The organism is Amphritea pacifica (genome assembly GCF_016924145.1).
Taxonomy (GTDB): domain Bacteria; phylum Pseudomonadota; class Gammaproteobacteria; order Pseudomonadales; family Balneatricaceae; genus Amphritea; species Amphritea pacifica.
Window position 1 is genome coordinate 64,611 of the sequence record NZ_JAFFZO010000003.1, and the last position, 18,095, is coordinate 82,705.

16 protein-coding genes are annotated in these 18,095 nt (G+C 51.5%); 7 read left to right on the forward strand and 9 right to left on the reverse strand.

Annotated elements, in window-relative coordinates:
• Positions 1–5: 5 nt before the first annotated feature.
• Positions 6–443: a translesion error-prone DNA polymerase V autoproteolytic subunit gene (gene umuD / locus JW499_RS02060; RefSeq protein ID WP_205209027.1), complete on the reverse strand. Its 438-nt coding sequence runs from the start codon at positions 441–443 to the stop codon at positions 6–8.
• 240 nt (positions 444–683) lie between these two features.
• Between umuD and JW499_RS02065 the strand changes: the two genes are divergently transcribed.
• On the forward strand, positions 684–1,136 hold the full coding sequence (locus JW499_RS02065) for an Mpo1 family 2-hydroxy fatty acid dioxygenase (RefSeq protein WP_205209028.1): 453 nt from the start codon (positions 684–686) through the stop codon (positions 1,134–1,136).
• 237 nt (positions 1,137–1,373) lie between these two features.
• On the opposite strand, the gene JW499_RS02070 is transcribed toward JW499_RS02065, so the two are convergent.
• The 4 genes from JW499_RS02070 to JW499_RS02085 form a co-directional block, all read right to left on the reverse strand.
• Positions 1,374–1,613: a hypothetical protein gene (locus JW499_RS02070; protein WP_205209029.1), complete on the reverse strand. Its 240-nt coding sequence runs from the start codon at positions 1,611–1,613 to the stop codon at positions 1,374–1,376.
• A gap of 64 nt (positions 1,614–1,677) precedes the next feature.
• Positions 1,678–2,391 (reverse strand): response regulator, encoded by a 714-nt coding sequence (locus JW499_RS02075; protein WP_416135396.1) that lies wholly within the window; start codon positions 2,389–2,391, stop codon positions 1,678–1,680.
• Positions 2,366–3,868: a sensor histidine kinase gene (locus JW499_RS02080; protein ID WP_205209030.1), complete on the reverse strand. Its 1,503-nt coding sequence runs from the start codon at positions 3,866–3,868 to the stop codon at positions 2,366–2,368. The genes JW499_RS02075 and JW499_RS02080 overlap by 26 nt, the downstream gene beginning before the upstream one ends.
• A gap of 7 nt (positions 3,869–3,875) precedes the next feature.
• Complete coding sequence (locus JW499_RS02085) at positions 3,876–5,327, reverse strand: TrkH family potassium uptake protein (protein WP_205209031.1); 1,452 nt, start codon at positions 5,325–5,327, stop codon at positions 3,876–3,878.
• A 300-nt stretch (positions 5,328–5,627) separates the two neighbouring features.
• Here JW499_RS02085 and JW499_RS02090 point away from each other — a divergent pair, with 300 nt between their 5' ends.
• From JW499_RS02090 to JW499_RS02100, 3 genes are all read left to right on the forward strand, one after another.
• On the forward strand, positions 5,628–6,524 hold the full coding sequence (locus tag JW499_RS02090) for a DMT family transporter (protein WP_205209032.1): 897 nt from the start codon (positions 5,628–5,630) through the stop codon (positions 6,522–6,524).
• Positions 6,525–6,646: 122 nt separating this feature from the next.
• A complete protein-coding gene (locus JW499_RS02095; protein WP_205209033.1) occupies positions 6,647–7,552 on the forward strand; it encodes a dienelactone hydrolase family protein in 906 nt (301 codons plus the stop codon).
• A gap of 187 nt (positions 7,553–7,739) precedes the next feature.
• Positions 7,740–8,981: an MFS transporter gene (locus JW499_RS02100; protein ID WP_205209034.1), complete on the forward strand. Its 1,242-nt coding sequence runs from the start codon at positions 7,740–7,742 to the stop codon at positions 8,979–8,981.
• Positions 8,982–9,075: 94 nt separating this feature from the next.
• On the opposite strand, the gene JW499_RS02105 is transcribed toward JW499_RS02100, so the two are convergent.
• The 3 genes from JW499_RS02105 to JW499_RS02115 form a co-directional block, all read right to left on the reverse strand.
• Positions 9,076–9,738 (reverse strand): carbonic anhydrase, encoded by a 663-nt coding sequence (locus JW499_RS02105; protein ID WP_205209035.1) that lies wholly within the window; start codon positions 9,736–9,738, stop codon positions 9,076–9,078.
• 89 nt (positions 9,739–9,827) lie between these two features.
• Entirely contained in the window at positions 9,828–11,633 is a 1,806-nt protein-coding gene (gene oadA, locus JW499_RS02110) for a sodium-extruding oxaloacetate decarboxylase subunit alpha (protein ID WP_205209119.1), read from the reverse strand.
• 100 nt (positions 11,634–11,733) lie between these two features.
• On the reverse strand, positions 11,734–13,149 hold the full coding sequence (locus JW499_RS02115) for an acetyl-CoA carboxylase biotin carboxylase subunit (RefSeq protein WP_091359006.1): 1,416 nt from the start codon (positions 13,147–13,149) through the stop codon (positions 11,734–11,736).
• Positions 13,150–13,287: 138 nt separating this feature from the next.
• On the opposite strand from JW499_RS02115, the gene JW499_RS02120 reads away from it, so the two are divergent.
• From JW499_RS02120 to JW499_RS02130, 3 genes are all read left to right on the forward strand, one after another.
• Complete coding sequence (locus JW499_RS02120) at positions 13,288–14,229, forward strand: LysR family transcriptional regulator (protein ID WP_205209036.1); 942 nt, start codon at positions 13,288–13,290, stop codon at positions 14,227–14,229.
• A 212-nt stretch (positions 14,230–14,441) separates the two neighbouring features.
• A complete protein-coding gene (locus JW499_RS02125; protein WP_205209037.1) occupies positions 14,442–15,899 on the forward strand; it encodes a two-component system sensor histidine kinase NtrB in 1,458 nt (485 codons plus the stop codon).
• A gap of 105 nt (positions 15,900–16,004) precedes the next feature.
• Positions 16,005–16,472: a DUF3465 domain-containing protein gene (locus tag JW499_RS02130; RefSeq protein ID WP_205209038.1), complete on the forward strand. Its 468-nt coding sequence runs from the start codon at positions 16,005–16,007 to the stop codon at positions 16,470–16,472.
• A 271-nt stretch (positions 16,473–16,743) separates the two neighbouring features.
• Here the strand turns inward: JW499_RS02130 and JW499_RS02135 are convergent, their stop codons facing one another.
• Entirely contained in the window at positions 16,744–17,784 is a 1,041-nt protein-coding gene (locus JW499_RS02135) for a hypothetical protein (protein WP_205209039.1), read from the reverse strand.
• Positions 17,785–18,095 lie beyond the last annotated feature (311 nt).

Genomic DNA, 18,095 nt, shown 5'->3' on the forward strand with positions numbered 1-18,095 from the left:
GATAACTAGCCTCGCTGCCGCACCGGGTGAATCACGGTGGTGACCACACCAAACAGCTCCAGGGTGCTGTCCGGACCAAAATGGATCGGAGCGTAAGCCGGATTATGCGCCAGTAACTGCAGTGCAGGGCGGGTGCGCAGCTCTTTGACGGTAAACTCGCCATTAACACAGGCGATCACAATATCGCCATCCACCGCTTTCAGCGAGCGGTCGACTACCAGAATATCGCCGGAAAAGATGCCGGAGCCCTGCATCGAATCACCCTCTGCACGCACAAAATAGGTGGCGGCCGGGTGGCGGATGCAAAGCTCATTCAGATCCAGTGTACGCTCAATGTAATCCTGCGCCGGAGAGGGGAAACCCGCCGTAACGGCGTTCATGAATAGCGGCAGCGCAACCGATGAAGCGGGGTGCAGATAGCGCCCCAGTAATGTAATAGCCATAGCAAAACAGACACCATACTGTATATATAGACAGTATAGTAGTAGCCCCTGACTGGCGAGTAAAGCAGTTAATGATCTGATCTATAAGCTTGTACTATTAATACATAATACATATTTTGTGCTTTTATGATTAAGGCCCGGTGACGTTCAGTCAGCCCGCAATTGTCAGTAAAACTGAAGCGATTCGTCAGTGTCATAACGAGCCGTTCTGATAGATTACAAAACAAAAAAGGCTCAGTTATGTCGACAACCCGCGTCCAGCTTCTGCTCACCGAATATGGGAGCAGCCACCAAAACCCCGCCAATAAAGCGATCCACCGGGTGATGGTGCCACTGATCTATCTGTCTCTTGTAGCGCTTTTATGGGGGATTTCAATCGCAAGCATCAATGCTGCGCTGCTGCTCAGTATTCCGGCAATGATCTACTACCTGATGCTGTCCTTCAGATTGGGGGCAGGGATGCTGCTGTTTAATATAATCTGCCTGGCGCTTTGCTGGCTGGCTGAGATCTATATACCCATCGCGCTACGGAAAATTGCCGTTGGGTTATTTATTCCTGCCTGGATATTTCAGTTTATAGGTCACAATATTGAAGGCCGGAAGCCCTCTTTTTTCAGAGATATTCAGTTCCTGCTGATCGGCCCCATGTGGCTGATGTCAGCACTTTATCGCCGACTGGGAGTTGACGTGTAGCGGCGTATCTCAACGGGATATAAGCAGGGAGTGAAGGTGGGTATATCCCCCTGAATTGCCCAATAAATAAAAGCTATCAAAAGTTAATCTGATTTATTGGTTATTAATATATCCGACTGTTTTTTTAACAAAAATAAATGATATTTAGGCAGGTATTCTACAGCGCTTTATCTGCCTGAATCTTCAATGGCTTAAGGCGTAAAATAGAGTGGCGGGCTTTTCGAGTGTGTTGAATTCTTAACGTTTTTTAAGCGGCTGAGTAGTTGCTGAAAGGGCTTTTTCTCCGGCAAGCGTAAGACGGTAACGAAAGCGGGTTGGCATGATGGGCAGCGTTATCGATCTGATCGATTCAACCAGCCCTCTGGTTATCAGCGGCTGCAACTCGGACGGCATAAGTGAGACATTATCAAAATCACCCTGGCGCACTTTCTTCAGCAACCTTATTTCGTCCGCAGTTATAATGGAGTTATGTTTCATCGGGTTCTCCCTGGCATCGCCGTTATACAGTCAGATGCAGTGCTTTCCCTTTAGGGTTCTCTCTTTACGGGTGTTGCTTCTCCAGCCCCTGTTTTTCGATGCCGATAAAGCGGTAACCAACCCCCGCTTCGGTTTCGATATAGTGGGGATTGGTGGGATCATCTTCCAGTTTGCTTCGCAGCCGCCCGATAAAAATACGCAGGTAGTGGGTGTCCTTGGTATGGTGAGCCCCCCAGATCTCCCGCAACAGGTGTTGCTGGGTGAGAATACGGCCCGGATAGCTGATCAGCATCTGTAGCAGTTCAAACTCCTTTTTAGAGAGATGCACATCTTCCCCGTTCAGGGCAACCCGGCGATTGAGCAGGTCCACCACCAGGCGGCCATCATCATAGCCCGTGGGCGGCACCTCAATACCGGAAAATGTACGCAACACCGCCCGAATCCGCGCCAGCAGCTCATTGACACCAAAGGGCTTTTCAACATAATCGTTGCAGCCGCTGTCGAGAGCCATCACTTTCTCCCGCTCACTGTCACGCACCGAAAGCACGATCACCGGACCTTTAAAGAAATCCCGCAGGCTTTTTAACACCTCCTGACCATCCATATCGGGTAGTCCCAGATCGAGAATAATCATATCCGGCGCGTCAAGTGCTGCGGCCTTGAGGCCTTTGGCGCCATCCTCCGCTTCCAGAATAGAGTAGCCCTGGGAGCTAAGGCTTATATTGAGAAAACGCCGGATTTGGGGTTCGTCATCAATCACCAGTATACGTGTCATCATCGTCGCTCTTTGAGGATAATTGGGTTTCAGGAAGGGGCAGGGACAGTCGCAGCGTGGTACCCGAAGTAGAATCGCTTTCAAACACCGAAGCACTGCCTCCGTGGGCCCCCAGAATGCCCTGACATATCGCCAGCCCCAGCCCTGTGCCAGCGGGATACTGGTCGCCGTGAGCCATGGTAAAGAACATATCAAAGATACTGTCCCAGGATTCAGGTGGTATTCCGGGCCCCTCATCGTGAATATCGATATGCAGCTGAGTATCCGCAGTGAATGCACTGACCGTGATCGCCGTACCCGGAGGCGCAAAACGGATCGCATTTTCCAGCACATTGAACAGTGCCTGCTCAATCAGCGCCGGATGCACATAGAGAAGTGGCATCTCGGGGGGCAGGCTGATATCCACCGTGACGTCCTGCAATAGAGGCTTACTGCGTTTGATAACCACGCTGAGAATATCATCAAGCCCCACCCAGTCGCGATCCAGAGTCAGTTCGCCATGCCCCAGCCGGGTCATATCCAGCAATTTCTGGATATAGCGATTCAGTCGCTGAGCCTCACTGAGAGTATTCTGTAGCAGTTCATCCTGCTGTGCCTGATCCAACGCGTCCCTCAGCTCTATCAGGCTGGAGACAGAACCGATCATCGTTGCCAGCGGAGTCCGAAGATCATGGGAGATAGAAGAGAGCAGTGCGGAGCGTAGCTGTTCCCGCTCTTTGACAGTGATCTCCTGCTGCAGGGTTTCACTCAGCACGACGCGGCTCCAGGCCAGCCGTGCCAGCCCGATAAAACCATCCAGACCAGAGCGCTGCAAGGAGGTCAGCGGCGCATCTGACTCAATTTTCAACAACCCCATACAGCCACGATGATTATTAAAAGCCACCAGCACCCGGGCTTTATCCTCTTTGAAAATAACCTCGGTGGCCGCGCTGGCGATATGCGGTGAGCTCAGTCCATATTTAGCGGTCAGCGACGTCAGCTCATCACTGCCCGGATAGTACGTCTGGGTTGTAAAACTGAAGCACTGAGTCAGATGCTGGGCCAGAGTTTTCATCACAGAAGGCCCGTTAACGCAGGCGGACAACTCCTGTGCCAGCAGCATCTGCTGCTGATTCCAGCGACTGCTGTCTTCCAGAGCGATCACTTTTTCCCGCAGCCGTGCCGCGAGGTGCCCGGTTACCACTGCCACAAATATCAGCAGTGTGACCGTGAGAATATCCTCTTGATGCACCATAAAAAAGGTGAAATGGGGTTCTGTATGAAAGAAGTTGTAGGTGAGAAAACTCAATACGGCGCAAACCAGTGCCGGTTTTACCCGGGTTGTCACTGCCGTTAACAATACTCCGGCCAGGTAGATCATGGCGTAGTTTGCTTTCGGCAATACAGGGGATAATACCCAGGAGATCAGGGTCGCGATCAGCGGCGCTAACCAGGGCATGGTCCAGACTAAGCAGCGTTCTCGAATATTGGGTAATCCCATGATTTAGTTATCCTTTCCAGAAAACCGGTGAGAATAACACTATAACAGTCAGTAGCTCCAAACGCCCCAGAATCATCGCAAAAGAGAGTATCCATTTACCCAGATCGGGAAGGGGCTCAAAGCTGCCCGCCGGGCCGATAATATCGCCAAGGCCCGGGCCAACATTGGTCAGAGCGGTAGCCGCTCCGGTAAAGCTGGTAACAAAATCGATGCCGATAGCGGTCAGTAGCAGGGTGGTAATGGCCAGCGCCAGAAAGAACATAAAGGAGAACGCCACCGCCGAAAAGATAATATCGTCATGCACCAGCTTGCCATTGTAATGGATGGCAAATACGCCGCGGGGGTGAACCAGCTTGCGGAACTGATCCCCCAGAAATGAAAACGACAGCTGAAAGCGGAAGATTTTCATCCCCCCGGCAGTGGAGCCCGAACAGCCGCCGATAAAGGTCACGATAAAAAACAGAGCGATACTGAATTCTCCCCAGAGGGTGTAATCAGATGATGCATAACCGGTGGTGGTGATCACCGATGTAACATTGAATGCTGTGTGCGTCAGCGCTTCAAAAAACGGCATCGTGTCGGTAATCATCAGTTGCGCCGTCAGAATTGCGACCAGCCCGGTGACAATCATTAAAAACCCCTTTACCTGCTGATCCGACAAGCTTTTGAAGGAGGGGTTAACCAGAAAACGGATAAACAGCGTGAATGGCAGGCCACCCAGCAGCATAAAGAAGACTGAAACCCAGAGAATCATCGGGCCAAATCGTCCCATGGAACGATCATCGGTGGCATAGCCTCCGGTCGACACGGTAGTGAACGCGTGGTTTATCGCATCAAAGGCGTTCATCCCGGCAATCCAGTAACTCACCGCACAGAGGGTGGTGATCAGCAGATAACTGAACAGCAGCGTTCTGGCCAACTCATGAAAGCGGGGCAGGGACTTTTCCGCCCAGTCCGATGACTCGGTCTGGAACAGACGCATACCACCGATACGCAGAAAGGGGAGGATGGTCACCGCCATACCGATCACCCCCAGACCGCCAACCCATTGCAACAGCGATCGCCACAGCAGCAGACTGGGTGGGAGGTCCTGCAAACCACTCAACACCGTAGAGCCGGTAGTGGTAATACCGGAGACCGACTCAAACACCGCATCAGAGAGTGAGAGCGGGTGATGGCAGAGCATCAGAGGCAGCGCGCCAAGAAACGACAGCAGCATCCAGCTAGAGCTGGTCAGCAGGTAGAGCTGGCGTGATGTCAGGGTAAAGGATGAAGATCTGAACAGCAGAATCAGAACAATGCCGAGCATAATACTGAGCCCGGCAGAGAGAAGAAAAGGGATCATTTCCGGATCATGGCTGATGAAAAAGGCATAGCCTGCCGGTATCAGCATCAGCGCTGCCATTATCAATGACAATACCCCGCAAACATACAGGACAGGGCGAAAGAGCTTAATCATTGCAGTGCTACCTCAAGAATCCATACCTTAATTATCCGCCCAACTGCTGTAAATATTCGATTGTGAAAACAGCATCGGGACGTAAATTTTCCGTAAATATGCGGCTAAACACTGCAATTAAAATCTGCAACAATAGCGCTCTGTCTCTATCGAACTTTATTTATTTACCCCTATATCATGACGCGCCATTAATTTAATCTTCGATGATAAAATATCAGTGACGACAGGTCTCCCCATCTAGGCTTTTTCCTCTCCGATACTCTCATAGATAACAATCACAACGCCAGGTAATCACACTTGATGAAAAACAGTTCGCAGGCCGCTGCCAACATGAAAGGTTGTCTCTTTATGCTCCTGGCGATGGCGGCATTTTCGCTGGAGGATATGTTCATAAAAAGCGCCGTTGCCGTTGTGCCACTCGGATATGCAGTGCTTGCATTTGGCATTGGTGGCGCTTTGACATTCCTCTGTCTGATGAAGTCCAGAGGCGAGTCAACCGTGCCGCCGGATATCCTCAGCAGGGCGATGCTGGTTCGGGTGATCTGCGAGATCATCGGTCGCTCATTTTTTGCTCTGGCGATTATCTTAATGCCGCTTTCCAGTGCTTCGGCCATACTTCAGGCACCCCCCCTGGTGGTTGTGCTGGGGGCGGCGGTTTACATGAATGAAAAGATCTCTGCATCGCACTGGCTGGCGATCTTTGCAGGCTTTCTCGGAGTGCTGATGATTGTCCGGCCCGGTCCGGCGGACTTTAATCCCGCTTCTCTGTTTGCGGTGGCCAGCACACTGGGCTTCGCCGGTAGCGACCTGGCCACCCGGGCTGCATCACCCAAACTATCCAATTATCAATTGGGTTTCTATGGCTTTCTGGTGCTGATAGCGTCAGGCGGCTGCCTGTCACTTATCGAAAATAAAACCTTTGCTATCGATTCCTCCTCGGCGGTACAGATAGCCGCAGCGATCCTGTTTGGTGTGATCGCCTACAACGCTCTGACCATCGCCATGCGTTCCGGCTCAATCTCCGTCGTTGCACCGTTTCGCTATTCTCGGGTCATCTTTGCTCTGATTCTGGGGATAGTTATATTTGACGAACAACCCGACCTGATGACGCTGTCAGGTACCTTAGTAATTGTTATCAGCGGTATCTTCATTCTCTATAGCCGTCGCTTAAAACGGGCGATCGCCGGGCGCAATTAAACCGCAACATTAAGCCCTAAGGCTCTTTTTTCCTCCATAGTCTATATTGCTTAAGCGGGCTCAGCGCTCATCAACATGACGCTAAGCCAGAAGAGCTGGTCGCAATACTATCAGGAGGCAGCATGAACAACCGCAATGATAAAGTCGCCAACATTACAATTCCACAAGAAGCATTTGACTGGTACGACGAGTATGCCCATGGCGATATTGATCGGCGTACTTTTATGAAGCGGCTGGCGACACTAGGTATCGCAGGGCTGACGCTTAGCACGATTTCCGGAGTGTTGATGCCTGACTATGCGCTGGCTGAACAGGTCTCCTTTAATGACCCCGATATTAAAGCCAGTTATGTTGAGTTTGCGGCACCTGAGGGGCATGGCAAGGGGCGGGGATATCTGGTGGTGCCTGCCGGGGTCAGTGCGGAAAAACCCGCCCCTGCAGTGTTGGTAGCCCATGAAAACCGAGGCCTGAATCCTTACATTGAAGATGTCGCCCGACGGCTGGCAAAGGTCGGGTTTGTCGCCTTTGCGCCTGATGCTCTGTATCCGCTGGGTGGATATCCCGGCAACGACGATGATGGCCGGGCGATGCAGAAAACCCTGGTGCGTAACAAAATAGAGGGCGATTTCGCCGGGGCAGCCCGCATGTTAACCGCGCACGAACTGACAACCGATAAACTGGGAGTCGTCGGTTTCTGTTTTGGCGGCTATCTGACCAACCAACTGGCAGCGATGTTGCCGGAGAGTGTCGATGCCGCTGTGCCCTATTACGGCACGCCTCCGCAAAGCCCGGTGGCTGATATTAAAGCGGTAATGCAGCTACATTTTGCCGGGCTGGATACCCGTGTGAATGGTTACTGGCCCGAGTACGAGGCGGCATTGAAAGCGGCAAAGACAGACTATACCGCCTATATCTACCCTAATGTAAACCACGGTTTCCATAATGATTCGACAGCCCGCTATGATGAAAAAAGTGCCGAGCTTGCCTGGAGCCGGACGCTGGAGTTTTTCAAGCAGTATCTGAGTTAAAAACAGAATCACCTTATTTGAGACGGTGAGGGGATTTTTACTGCACCGGGTTTATAGCAGATAACTGACCATCAGTTTTACACTGTTTTGAGCGCAATCTGTATCTGTCACTGATGATTTTCTGTTTATATAATCGTCCTAACTCACCGCCTCCCGGCCTCCCTAAACCCAAGCCGAAATATATCTTATGCCTACTGTTACCAATGCCGGCCATGTAAAGCTTCTCAGTCTGTTTGTCGTTGCGTCCTGCCTGATCCTGGCGATCAATTTTGGTCTGCGCTCCTCTATGGGCTTTTTTATGGCGCCCATTTCCGCTGAGTTTGGTTATGGCCGGGAAGTATTTGCTTTCTCGCTGGCGCTGCAAAATCTCTGCTGGGGCCTGTTTCAGCCGCTTACCGGAGCATTTGCCGACCGTTTTGGAGCCTTCAGGACACTGGTTATCGGAGCGTTGCTCTATGCCCTGGGTATCTATATCACCGCGACCACTGACAGCGCCTGGAGTCTGCACACCGGTGCCGGTATTCTGATCGGCATGGGTATTGCGGGAACCGGATTCGGCGTTATTCTGCCTGCGCTGGCAAGGATGGTCGCGCCGGAAAAATGTGCTTTCGCTCTGGGCCTGGGAACCGCTGCCGGTTCTGCAGGACAGTTGATGGTGATTCCGGTGGCTCAGGCGTTTATCAGTCTCTATGGCTGGCAGACTGCACTTTTACTGATGTGTGGCGGAGCGCTGATGATGATTATCCTGGCCACTACCTTTCGTCATGTAAATGAAGCAGAAACAACGGCTGAAGAGGTTTCGCCTCAACCGCTGAAAGAGGCGCTGCAAGAAGCCGGAGGCCATCTGCATTACTGGCTACTGATCGCTGGCTTTTTTGTCTGCGGTTTTCAACTGGCCTTTATCACCGTGCATATGCCCTCATTTCTCGCCGATCAGGGGTTTGATGCGACGGTTGCTGTAACCAGCCTTGCGCTGATCGGACTGTTTAACATATTTGGCTGTCTGCTGTTTGGTTCCTGGTCCGGACGCTACTCAAAGAAAAAGCTGCTGGGAATAATCTACGGGCTACGTGCGGTGGTCATCGCTCTGTTTATGCTGCTGCCAATCAGCACGACAACGGTATACCTGTTTTCCATTGCCACCGGGTTTCTCTGGCTGGCTACCGTGCCAGCCACCTCTGGCCTGGTGGCGCAGATGTTTGGTCTGCGTCATATGGGGACGCTCTATGGCATTGTTTTTCTGAATCACCAGCTAGGTTCATTCGTTGGGGTCTGGGTTGGTGGCTATATGTTTGATCAGACCGGTAGTTACAGCAGTGTCTGGTGGGCGGCTGCCGCGATCGCCTTGCTAACGGCGGTGATTCATATCTTTATCGATGAGCGCCCGGTAAAACGACTGAGGGCAGGGCAGGCTGCAGCAATGGGTTAAATCAATCATGCCCATAACAGTCAATGCCAGCGAAAAAAAAAGCGCTTTCTGAAACCAGCAAAGCGCAAACATAGGAAGGAACAACAGGGAAAACTTAATCTTCGATCTGTGCAATCAGATCGGCATAGTGTTTATCAAAACTTCTGAACACCATATCATTATGGCTGCAGCAGCGAATGGAGCCGGTTTTGATGTTGTACACCCAGCCATGGACTTCGACTTTACCGGTCGCCAGTTTCGCGGCTACGACCGGATGGGTGCGGATATGCTGCACCTGCTGAAGCACGTTTTCCTCAATCGCTTCGTTCAGATGTTCTGATCCCACCGGATGATCATGAGGGATATCGTGCCGCTCCCGCACAATCTCCATCGCCGAACGGCAGTGTCCCAGCCACTCTTTAACATGAGGCAGACCATTCAGGGCGTTCAGATCCAGAGCCCCTTTGATTGCACCACAGTCGGTGTGACCACAGATAATGATATGACGCACCCCCAGCACCGCAACTGCATACTCAATTGAGGCGGTCATACCGCCGGTTTCGTTGCTGTGGGGCGGAATGATATTACCTGCGTTACGGCAGATAAACAGATCGCCGGGTGACGTACCGGTCAGCAGGTTAGGATCGATACGTGAGTCGGAGCAGGTTGCAAACAATACATCAGGGCTCTGCCCATCAGCCAGAGTACCAAACAGGTCTTTATGTTCGGGGTATACATTCTGACGGAAGTTAATCACGCCTTTTACGATTTTATCCACGCACAGATTCTCTCAGCTTTGTAGTGTATAGATATACGGTTATGGGGGTAGCCTCCCATAACCGCTGCATAACGCAGAGCTTTATAGCGTTATTCGATTTCAGCAAGCACTTCGCCGGGGGTGACGCGGTCACCTTTGGCGACGTGAATCGCTTTAACCGTACCGGCGATATTGGCGTGAATCTCCATCTCCATCTTCATCGCTTCGGCCACCAGAATGGCCTGGCCCGCCTCGACCACATCGCCCTCCTTAACCAATACTTCGAAGATGTTGCCGGGCATCGCAGTGGTGACATGTCCAGGCTGGCTGGCGTGTTTACGGCCACTGCTACCTTCGGAAACAAACTCGTTCTGAGGTTCAAAGATTACCTCTTCCGGCACACCGTCCATCGACATGTAGATCTTACGTTTACCGCTACCAAACTCTCCTACGCCGGTAACCGCGATATCATAGACCTCACCATGTACCTCAATCTTAAACTCAGAGGCACCGGCCTGACCCAGTTTTGCACCTTTAGCGGCATCCGGGGGTAATAGCTCCTCGGGTTTCAGGGTCCCCTCTGCACGCTGCTGCAGGAACTCACGTCCCAGATCGGGGAACATCGCGAAGGTGAGAACATCCTCTTCGGTTAACGCCAGATCGCCGATATCCTCACGCAACTTATTCAGCTCAGGCTTGAGCAGATCCGCCGGACGACCAACATCAACACTTTCGTTGCCGATCGCTTTCTTCTGCAGTTGCGCATCCACTTCAGCAGGCGCCGCTCCGTACCCCCCCTGGAGGTAACGCTTAACCTCATTCGTGATGGTTTTGTAGCGTTCGCCCGCCAGCACGTTATATACCGCCTGTGTACCAACTATCTGCGAAGTCGGCGTTACCAGAGGAGGGTAGCCCAGATCCTTACGCACCCGGGGAATCTCAGCAAACACTTCGCGGATTTTGTCCAGTGCGTTCTGCTCTTTCAACTGGTTAGCCAGGTTGGACATCATGCCGCCCGGAACCTGATTGATCTGTACAGAGACATCTTCGCGGGTGAACTCGCTCTCAAACTGATGATATTTCTTACGGACTTCACGGAAATAGTCAGCAATCTCAGCCAGCAGCTCCAGATCCAGTCCGGTGTCGTACGCGGTACCCCGCAGGGCTGCTACCTGACCTTCGGTGGCCGGATGACTGGTGCCGTTGGCAAATGAGGAGATCGCCGTATCGATGCGATCAGCGCCCGCTTCAATAGCTTTCAGCTGACACAGCGGCGCAAGGCCTGCGGTGGAATGGCTGTGAACCACAACCGGCAGATCCAGTTCTGCTTTCAGTGCGGCAACCAGATCATAGGTTGCATAAGGTGTAAGCAATCCCGCCATATCTTTAATAGCGATGGAGTCAGCCCCCATATCGCGCATAGCGATCGCCTGTTTTACAAACAACCCGGGGGTGTGCACCGGGCTGGTGGTGTAGCAGATAGTGCCCTGAGCGTGTTTGCCTGCTTTTTTTACCGCTTTCATGGCGGTTTCCAGGTTGCGGATATCATTCAGCGCATCGAAAACACGGAATACATCGATACCGTTTTTAGCCGCTTTGGCAACAAACGCTTCAACAACATCGTCAGCATAATGACGGTAGCCCAGCAGGTTCTGCCCCCGCAGCAGCATCTGCAGACGGGTGTTTGGCAGGGCAGCACGCAGCTGGCGCAGACGCTCCCAGGGGTCTTCCTTCAGAAAGCGCACACAGGCATCAAAGGTAGCGCCACCCCAGACCTCCAGAGACCAGTAGCCCACCTGATCCAGTTTTTCACAGATCGGCAGCATATCTTCGGTGCGCATACGGGTCGCGATCAGGGACTGGTGGGCATCCCGCAGAATCACATCGGTGACTTCAATTTTCTTTGCTTGATTCATGTTTACAGTACTCACTGTAGTTTCTCCTGCAACCGCTCCGGCGGTCAGCTGAAATTAGTTTCTTTGCTATCAGATGCGGCTGGAAACGCTTAAACGCGCTTTACCAGCCCGCATGGGCCGCAATCGCAGCGGCAACCGCCAGAGCCATCTCACTGGGATGACGCTTGTCGGAATAGCCCAGCAGCTCTGGATGCTCCGGAACAAAGCTGGTGTTAAAATTCGCGTCCTGAAATTCAGGGTGCTTGAGAATCTGTTGGTAATAGTTGGCGGTGGTTTTAATACCGTGCAGGCGCATATCATCCAGGGCTCGCTGGCCCCGGGCGATTACTTCCTCCCAGGTCAGCGCCCAGACGACCAGCTTCAGACACATGGAGTCGTAGTAGGGCGGTATCTCATAACCGGTATAAATGGCGGTATCCACCCGCACACCAGGGCCTCCCGGCGCATAGTAGTGAGAGATACGGCCAAAGCTTGGCAGAAAGTCGTTTTTCGGGTCTTCAGCGTTGATCCGGAACTGCAGGGCATAACCTCGATAGGAGATATCTTCCTGGCGGTAACTCAGGGGCAGACCCGATGCGATGCGCAGCTGTTCGCGGACTATATCAACCCCGGTAATCTGCTCAGTGATGGTATGCTCAACCTGAACCCGGGTATTCATCTCCATAAAGTAGACCTGATTCCCGGTCAGCAAAAACTCTACAGTCCCGGCATTTTCATAACCAACGGCCTCAGCTGCTTTAACAGCAAGACCACCGATATACTGACGCTGTTCCGGGGTTAGCTGCGGGCTGGGCGCGATCTCGATAAGCTTCTGATTACGCCGCTGTATTGAGCAGTCCCGCTCATACAGGTGGACCACATTACCCTGACTATCAGCCAGCACCTGCACCTCAATATGGCGCGGGTCAACTATGCACTTCTCCATAAACACTTCAGCAGACCCAAACGCTTTGGTCGCTTCGGAGATAACCCGGGGGTATTGCAGTTTAAGTTCTTGCGGTGTATCGCAACGACGGATACCGCGGCCACCACCACCGGAGGTCGCTTTGATCATGATTGGATAGCCGATCTCATCCGCCAGCTTTAATGCCTCATCGACATCAGCAAGGTTTCCCTCTGAACCGGGTGTAATGGGAACACCCGCGGCACGCATCGAGTCACGCGCCTGGGTTTTGTCGCCCATCTTGTGGATGACATCAGATTTAGGCCCGATAAAGGCGACGCCATGCTGTTCACACAGGCGGGCAAATTCAGCATTTTCTGACAGGAAACCGTAGCCCGGATGGATGGCATCACAGCCAGTTTCCAATGCCATATTGACGATCCGGCGTGGGTCAAGATACCCGGCCAGGGGATCATCACCCAAAGAATAGGACTCATCAGCACGTTTGACATGCAGTGCGTAGCGGTCAGGCTCGGTATAAATCGCCACAGAGCGGATGCCCATCTCGGCACAAGCGCGGACGATACGCACCGCAATCTCACCCCGGTTGGCGATCAGTACTTTTTTGATCATGAAACTCTCCTCTGCCTCCGGCTCGTTGCCGTAAGTGTGTAAATAAATCCTAGTCGCAATCTTTGATAAGTTGAAATTGATATTTTTTTGTTTATCTATAAGGTATTACTTATAGATAACCCCTATGAGGTCTATTTTGTGCCACTTTCTATTCAAAAAATGACCAGTCGCCTGAGTTTTCGTCAGCTTCAGGTGTTTAAAGCGGTCTATGAGCTGCAAAGCTACAGTAAGGCGGGCGAACTTCTGGGGCTGACACAGCCCGCGGTCAGCAGCCAGATCCGCCAGTTGGAGCAGGGCGTGGATCAGCCCCTGTTTGAGTATGTTGGCAGGCGCCTTTTCTGTACCGCAGCGGGCGAACGTTTGTACGAGAGTATCAATGCGATCTTTATCGAACTGTCAGACCTGCAGACCGATCTGGGGGCTCTGAGAGGCAACATCGCTGGCGAGTTAAAGCTGGTGGCCGTGAATACAGCGCAATATATGGTGCCTTACCTGTTGCGGGCATTTCTCGACCTGCACCCGCTGATCAGTGTACGGATCAGGGTGGTCAACCGGGCGACAGCCCTGCAGGGGCTGAATGAAAATAACGATGACCTGGTGATTATGGGGATGGTGCCGACCGATAAACCCCTGGCATCGCTGCCATTTCTGGATAATGAGCTGGTTCCGGTCGTCCCTCAGGGACACCCGCTGCTGGAGCAGTCTCAGATCAGTCCACAGCAGTTTCTCAATAGCGGACTGCTGGTGCGGGAGCAGGGGTCAGGCAGTCGGCTGGCACTTGAACAACACTGTCAGCAACAGCGGTTACGCTTTCCTCACAGTATGGAGATAGGCTCTAACGACGCATTAAAGCATTCGGTGATCGCCGGGCTGGGGGTTGCGGTATTGCCCAAGCTGAGCATCCTCTCTGAACTTGAACTGGGACGACTTATTATTCCTCATATTGACGGATTTCCTTTGCGCCGCAGCTTCTGTGTGGTGCATCCTCAGGCCAGGCATCCAACCCCGGCGATGCAGGCCTTTCTGGATTATATTCAGCAGAATATTAAACAGTTTGAGCGAATGTTTCTGGGGGATTAAAGCCATGAATGGGCGGTTCAGAGAATTTTTCACAAAAACTATCGATGTTAATGACGAAATGTGCGGCAGATCCTATAGAATAGGTCGCAATTAAAGTCAGGTTAAGCTGGCATAGATGAAGCTAAGCTCGTTCGTATCTGCGTTTCTTTATCCAACCGCCCTGACAGAATCATTCAGGTTTCCTTATTCAGCAGGATTAGTTAATTATACATATGATTAAACAAACATTATTTATACTTGCTCTGTGCCTGCAGAGTTCCTGGGCGGTTGCCGCTATCGACTGGTTTAAAGATGAGAATGGTAAAACCAAGTGGCAACATCTGGCCAATTTCAGCAGCGGCACCCTGATCATAATCCTGTCGATTACCGCTATCTATCTGTTGGTCTACAGTCGTCGTGCGCACCGCGCCAATCGTGAACTGACTCTGATTAAAAATGAGCTGGAACAACGGGTTGAGGAGCGTACAGCAGCGCTTAAGGAATCCAACAGCAAGCTGATCGAGAGCAACCACCTGCTGGAGTCAGAAGTTGCACAGCACGTGATTACCGCCAATCAGCTGCGTTCATCCGAGTCATATATCAAGGATATCCTGACCTCAATGCCGCTGATGCTGGTGGGGCTGGATAAAGAGGGGCGGGTCACCCAGTGGAACCGTCGGGTTGAAGAGCTCTCCGGCGTCCCGGCACAAAAAGCACTGGGTAAAACCCTGTGGGAAGCCTATCCCACTATGACCGTGGTGCCCGAGCATATTCAGCAAGCGATTGAACAGAATAAAACCATCCACCTGAAGCAGAGCCTGCGTAGTCTGTCCCATTTTGATATCACCATCTACCCCCTGAACGGTCCGGAACCCGGTGTTGTTATTCTGGTGGACGATGTATCTAAAGAGACCACCGCCGAAAACCTGCTGATCCACAATGACAAAATGTCATTTATGGGGGAGCTGGCATCCTCTATGGCTCATGATATCAACATCCCGTTGCAGGCGATTCTGATGGACCTGAAACGGTTTAAGAATATTATGGCGGATAACCATCTGGCGCTGGAACAGGGCGGTAATGACAAAACCGCGCTGCTGGAATCGATCTACAATGATATGTCGGATAAGGGCGATCAGGTTTCCAAAATTATTCATAACCTGCTGACCTTTGCCCGCAATCGTCATTCAGAAAAACAGATGGCAGATATCGTTGATGTGATGGAGCATACCGTCAATCTGGGCAAAGAGGTTATCTCGGTCTCTGATGGTTTCCGGTTTAACCAGGTGAAGCTGGAATGGCAGGTTGAAAAAGGGCTGCCTCAGGTTCCCTGTTATATTACCGAACTGCAGCAGGTGTTTCTCAGCCTGTTCCGCCACGCCTGTATCGCACTCCAGAAAAAGAGCGCCAGTGAGAGTTTTGAGCCGATCATAAAGATAATTCTTTCAGAGAGTTACGATAATATGTGGATCAAGATTCAGCACAACGGAACAGGCCTGACCAACGAACAGCAGATGAGTTTGTTTGAACCCTTTTTCAGCACCACTCAACAAGCTGACAGTTTTGATACCGGCGAGCATCTCTCATTTTCTTACTACATCATTACCGAGCAACATCAGGGACATATGGCGGTTACTTCTGACGTGGATGTGGGTTCAACCTTCCATATGCAGATTCCGATTACACGATAACAGGCTCTATGCACACGGATGTTGATATTGCATCAGCCGTCTCAAGCCCTGAAGGAGAATAAAGCCTTTTTGAACCACCAATGCGTGCGTCACAACGGCAGTGCTATGCCGAAGTTACTGGTCGTTTCCGCCATCATCGCAGCCATTGCCGGGGGCACAGTTTACAACGTTTTGCCCGGCAGTGCGCTCCCGGGCCGGGATAGCGCTGCTGAGATTCAGCCACCATCCACCCCAGGCGGTAACCGCACGTCTATCCTGCAAGCCTACCAGAATCACCAGAGCAATCTGCAGGTCAGCGGCACGGGAGTGGTGGTTAAAGTCTTAGCAGACGACCTGAAGGGCAGTCGTCATCAACGTTTTATTCTCAGACTACCGTCAGGCATCACTATTCTTATCGCTCACAATATCGATCTGGCACCCCGCCTGGATTCATTGAGAGCGGGAGACCGCGTTAGCTTTAATGGTGAGTACGAATGGAATCCGCAAGGGGGCGTGGTCCACTGGACCCACCGCGACCCACAAGGCAGACATGTTGACGGCTGGCTGGAGCACAACACCAGGCGATATCAATAAGCGGCCAATAACAACGGTGAAAAACGGAGAAGGGGAGTAATAAGTAAAGAGAGGGGTGCCTGAAGAAAAGGCAAGGGAGTTGTAGCATCCGTACTACGCCCCCTTAAATCAGCCATCCATTTCCATGTAGCCGTTGCTTCCTGCTATCCTTCTGGCTACGTTGCTGAGTTCCGTAATCAAATCCCTGATTACCCTGAACACGTTGCGCATAGTAAGGTCTGTGCCGTTATTTGTAACTAGGACAAATTCCTATTTATGCAAATATTTTCAATCAGTTAAGCATTACCGGTGAAAATGTAAATACAGTCTCACTGGCGGGGTTAACGGTCATCTCAATCCAGCTGTTATCCTCCTCCCCAAACACCTGTACGCGGGTAAAGTTAGCAGTCAACTGGCCGTTGGGGTTGTACATCGGCTTATCCATTTTGAAGAAATGAGAATCGCCGTTAATCAGTACAACCTGACCGTCATAGCTCTGAGTTTCGCTGATCAGCGTGTTGAAGAAATCAGTGAAGCCGTTTTTATCGTCCAGGCTTTTCATAAAGTCATCTTCATATCCACCATCAGAGAGCTCAAACGGGAAGAAGATGTCAGCCTGAATAATGATCGCTATACCGGCAAGCTGATCTTGCTTCGCTTTCGCAAACGACTCCTTAAGCCACTCGATGTTTTTAGCATTTCGCGCTTTATACTCTTCGCTGGCAGCCGCACAGTCTTCAGCACTGCGTTTAGATTTCTTGGTGCACTGTTTTTCAGTCACCACCAGATTGTTGTTACTGCCAGTGACCGCGAGGGCAACAAACTCAACGTTGCTGGCGACGAAACGGCTGTTTTCACTGTAGGCTTTACCCAGCTCACCCTGACGCTCAACCGCAATGGGGTTCTTACCCTGGGTAGTCGCTTTATTGAAAAAGGTTTTACGCAAAAATGACAGACGCTCAAGTGGGTCGTAAGCACCATTACTGGTGCGGTGGCAATCGGTCCACTCATTATCACCCAGCGTATACAGTGTCGGCATATCAAGCCTGTTGTATACACTGATAATATCGTCACCAATCGCTTTGTCGCTACATTCGCTGCTGCCGTTTTTAGTGTCTCCGGCATACATGGTGAAGTTCAGCTTATGGGCATTCATGGACTCGATAGTCTGACTTGTCCGCTGTGCTTTTTCTGCGGCGTCTTTGCTGTAAAACTGATCCCCCCAGAGGCCAACTTTCAGGGTTTCAGCGCGCTCTTGTGCCATCACGAGTGGAGCATTAGCCGCCAGCAACAGGCAGGAGCCGGATGCAGCTAGCAATAGTTTTTTCAGCATAATCGGTTTAATCCCATAGTTCAGTTTACCGGCACTGTGCCCCGTCAGAATCTACCGATACACAGACCATATATTCAGCAAAGGCATGCTAAATAGTGTCGGTGACAGAGCGATGACGTATAGATGACAGATTTGTTAGGCGTGTGATTACAGGAGATCTGCAAATTGCCCGAAAGCGATGAACTGATGACTATACTCTATCTTCATAGTGGTTCTGCACAAAGAAGATAATTATCAATCTATCAGACACTTAAAAGACGTGATAGGGTCGAATTATCAGATTTAACCTTGTGGGCGAGGTCCATACAATC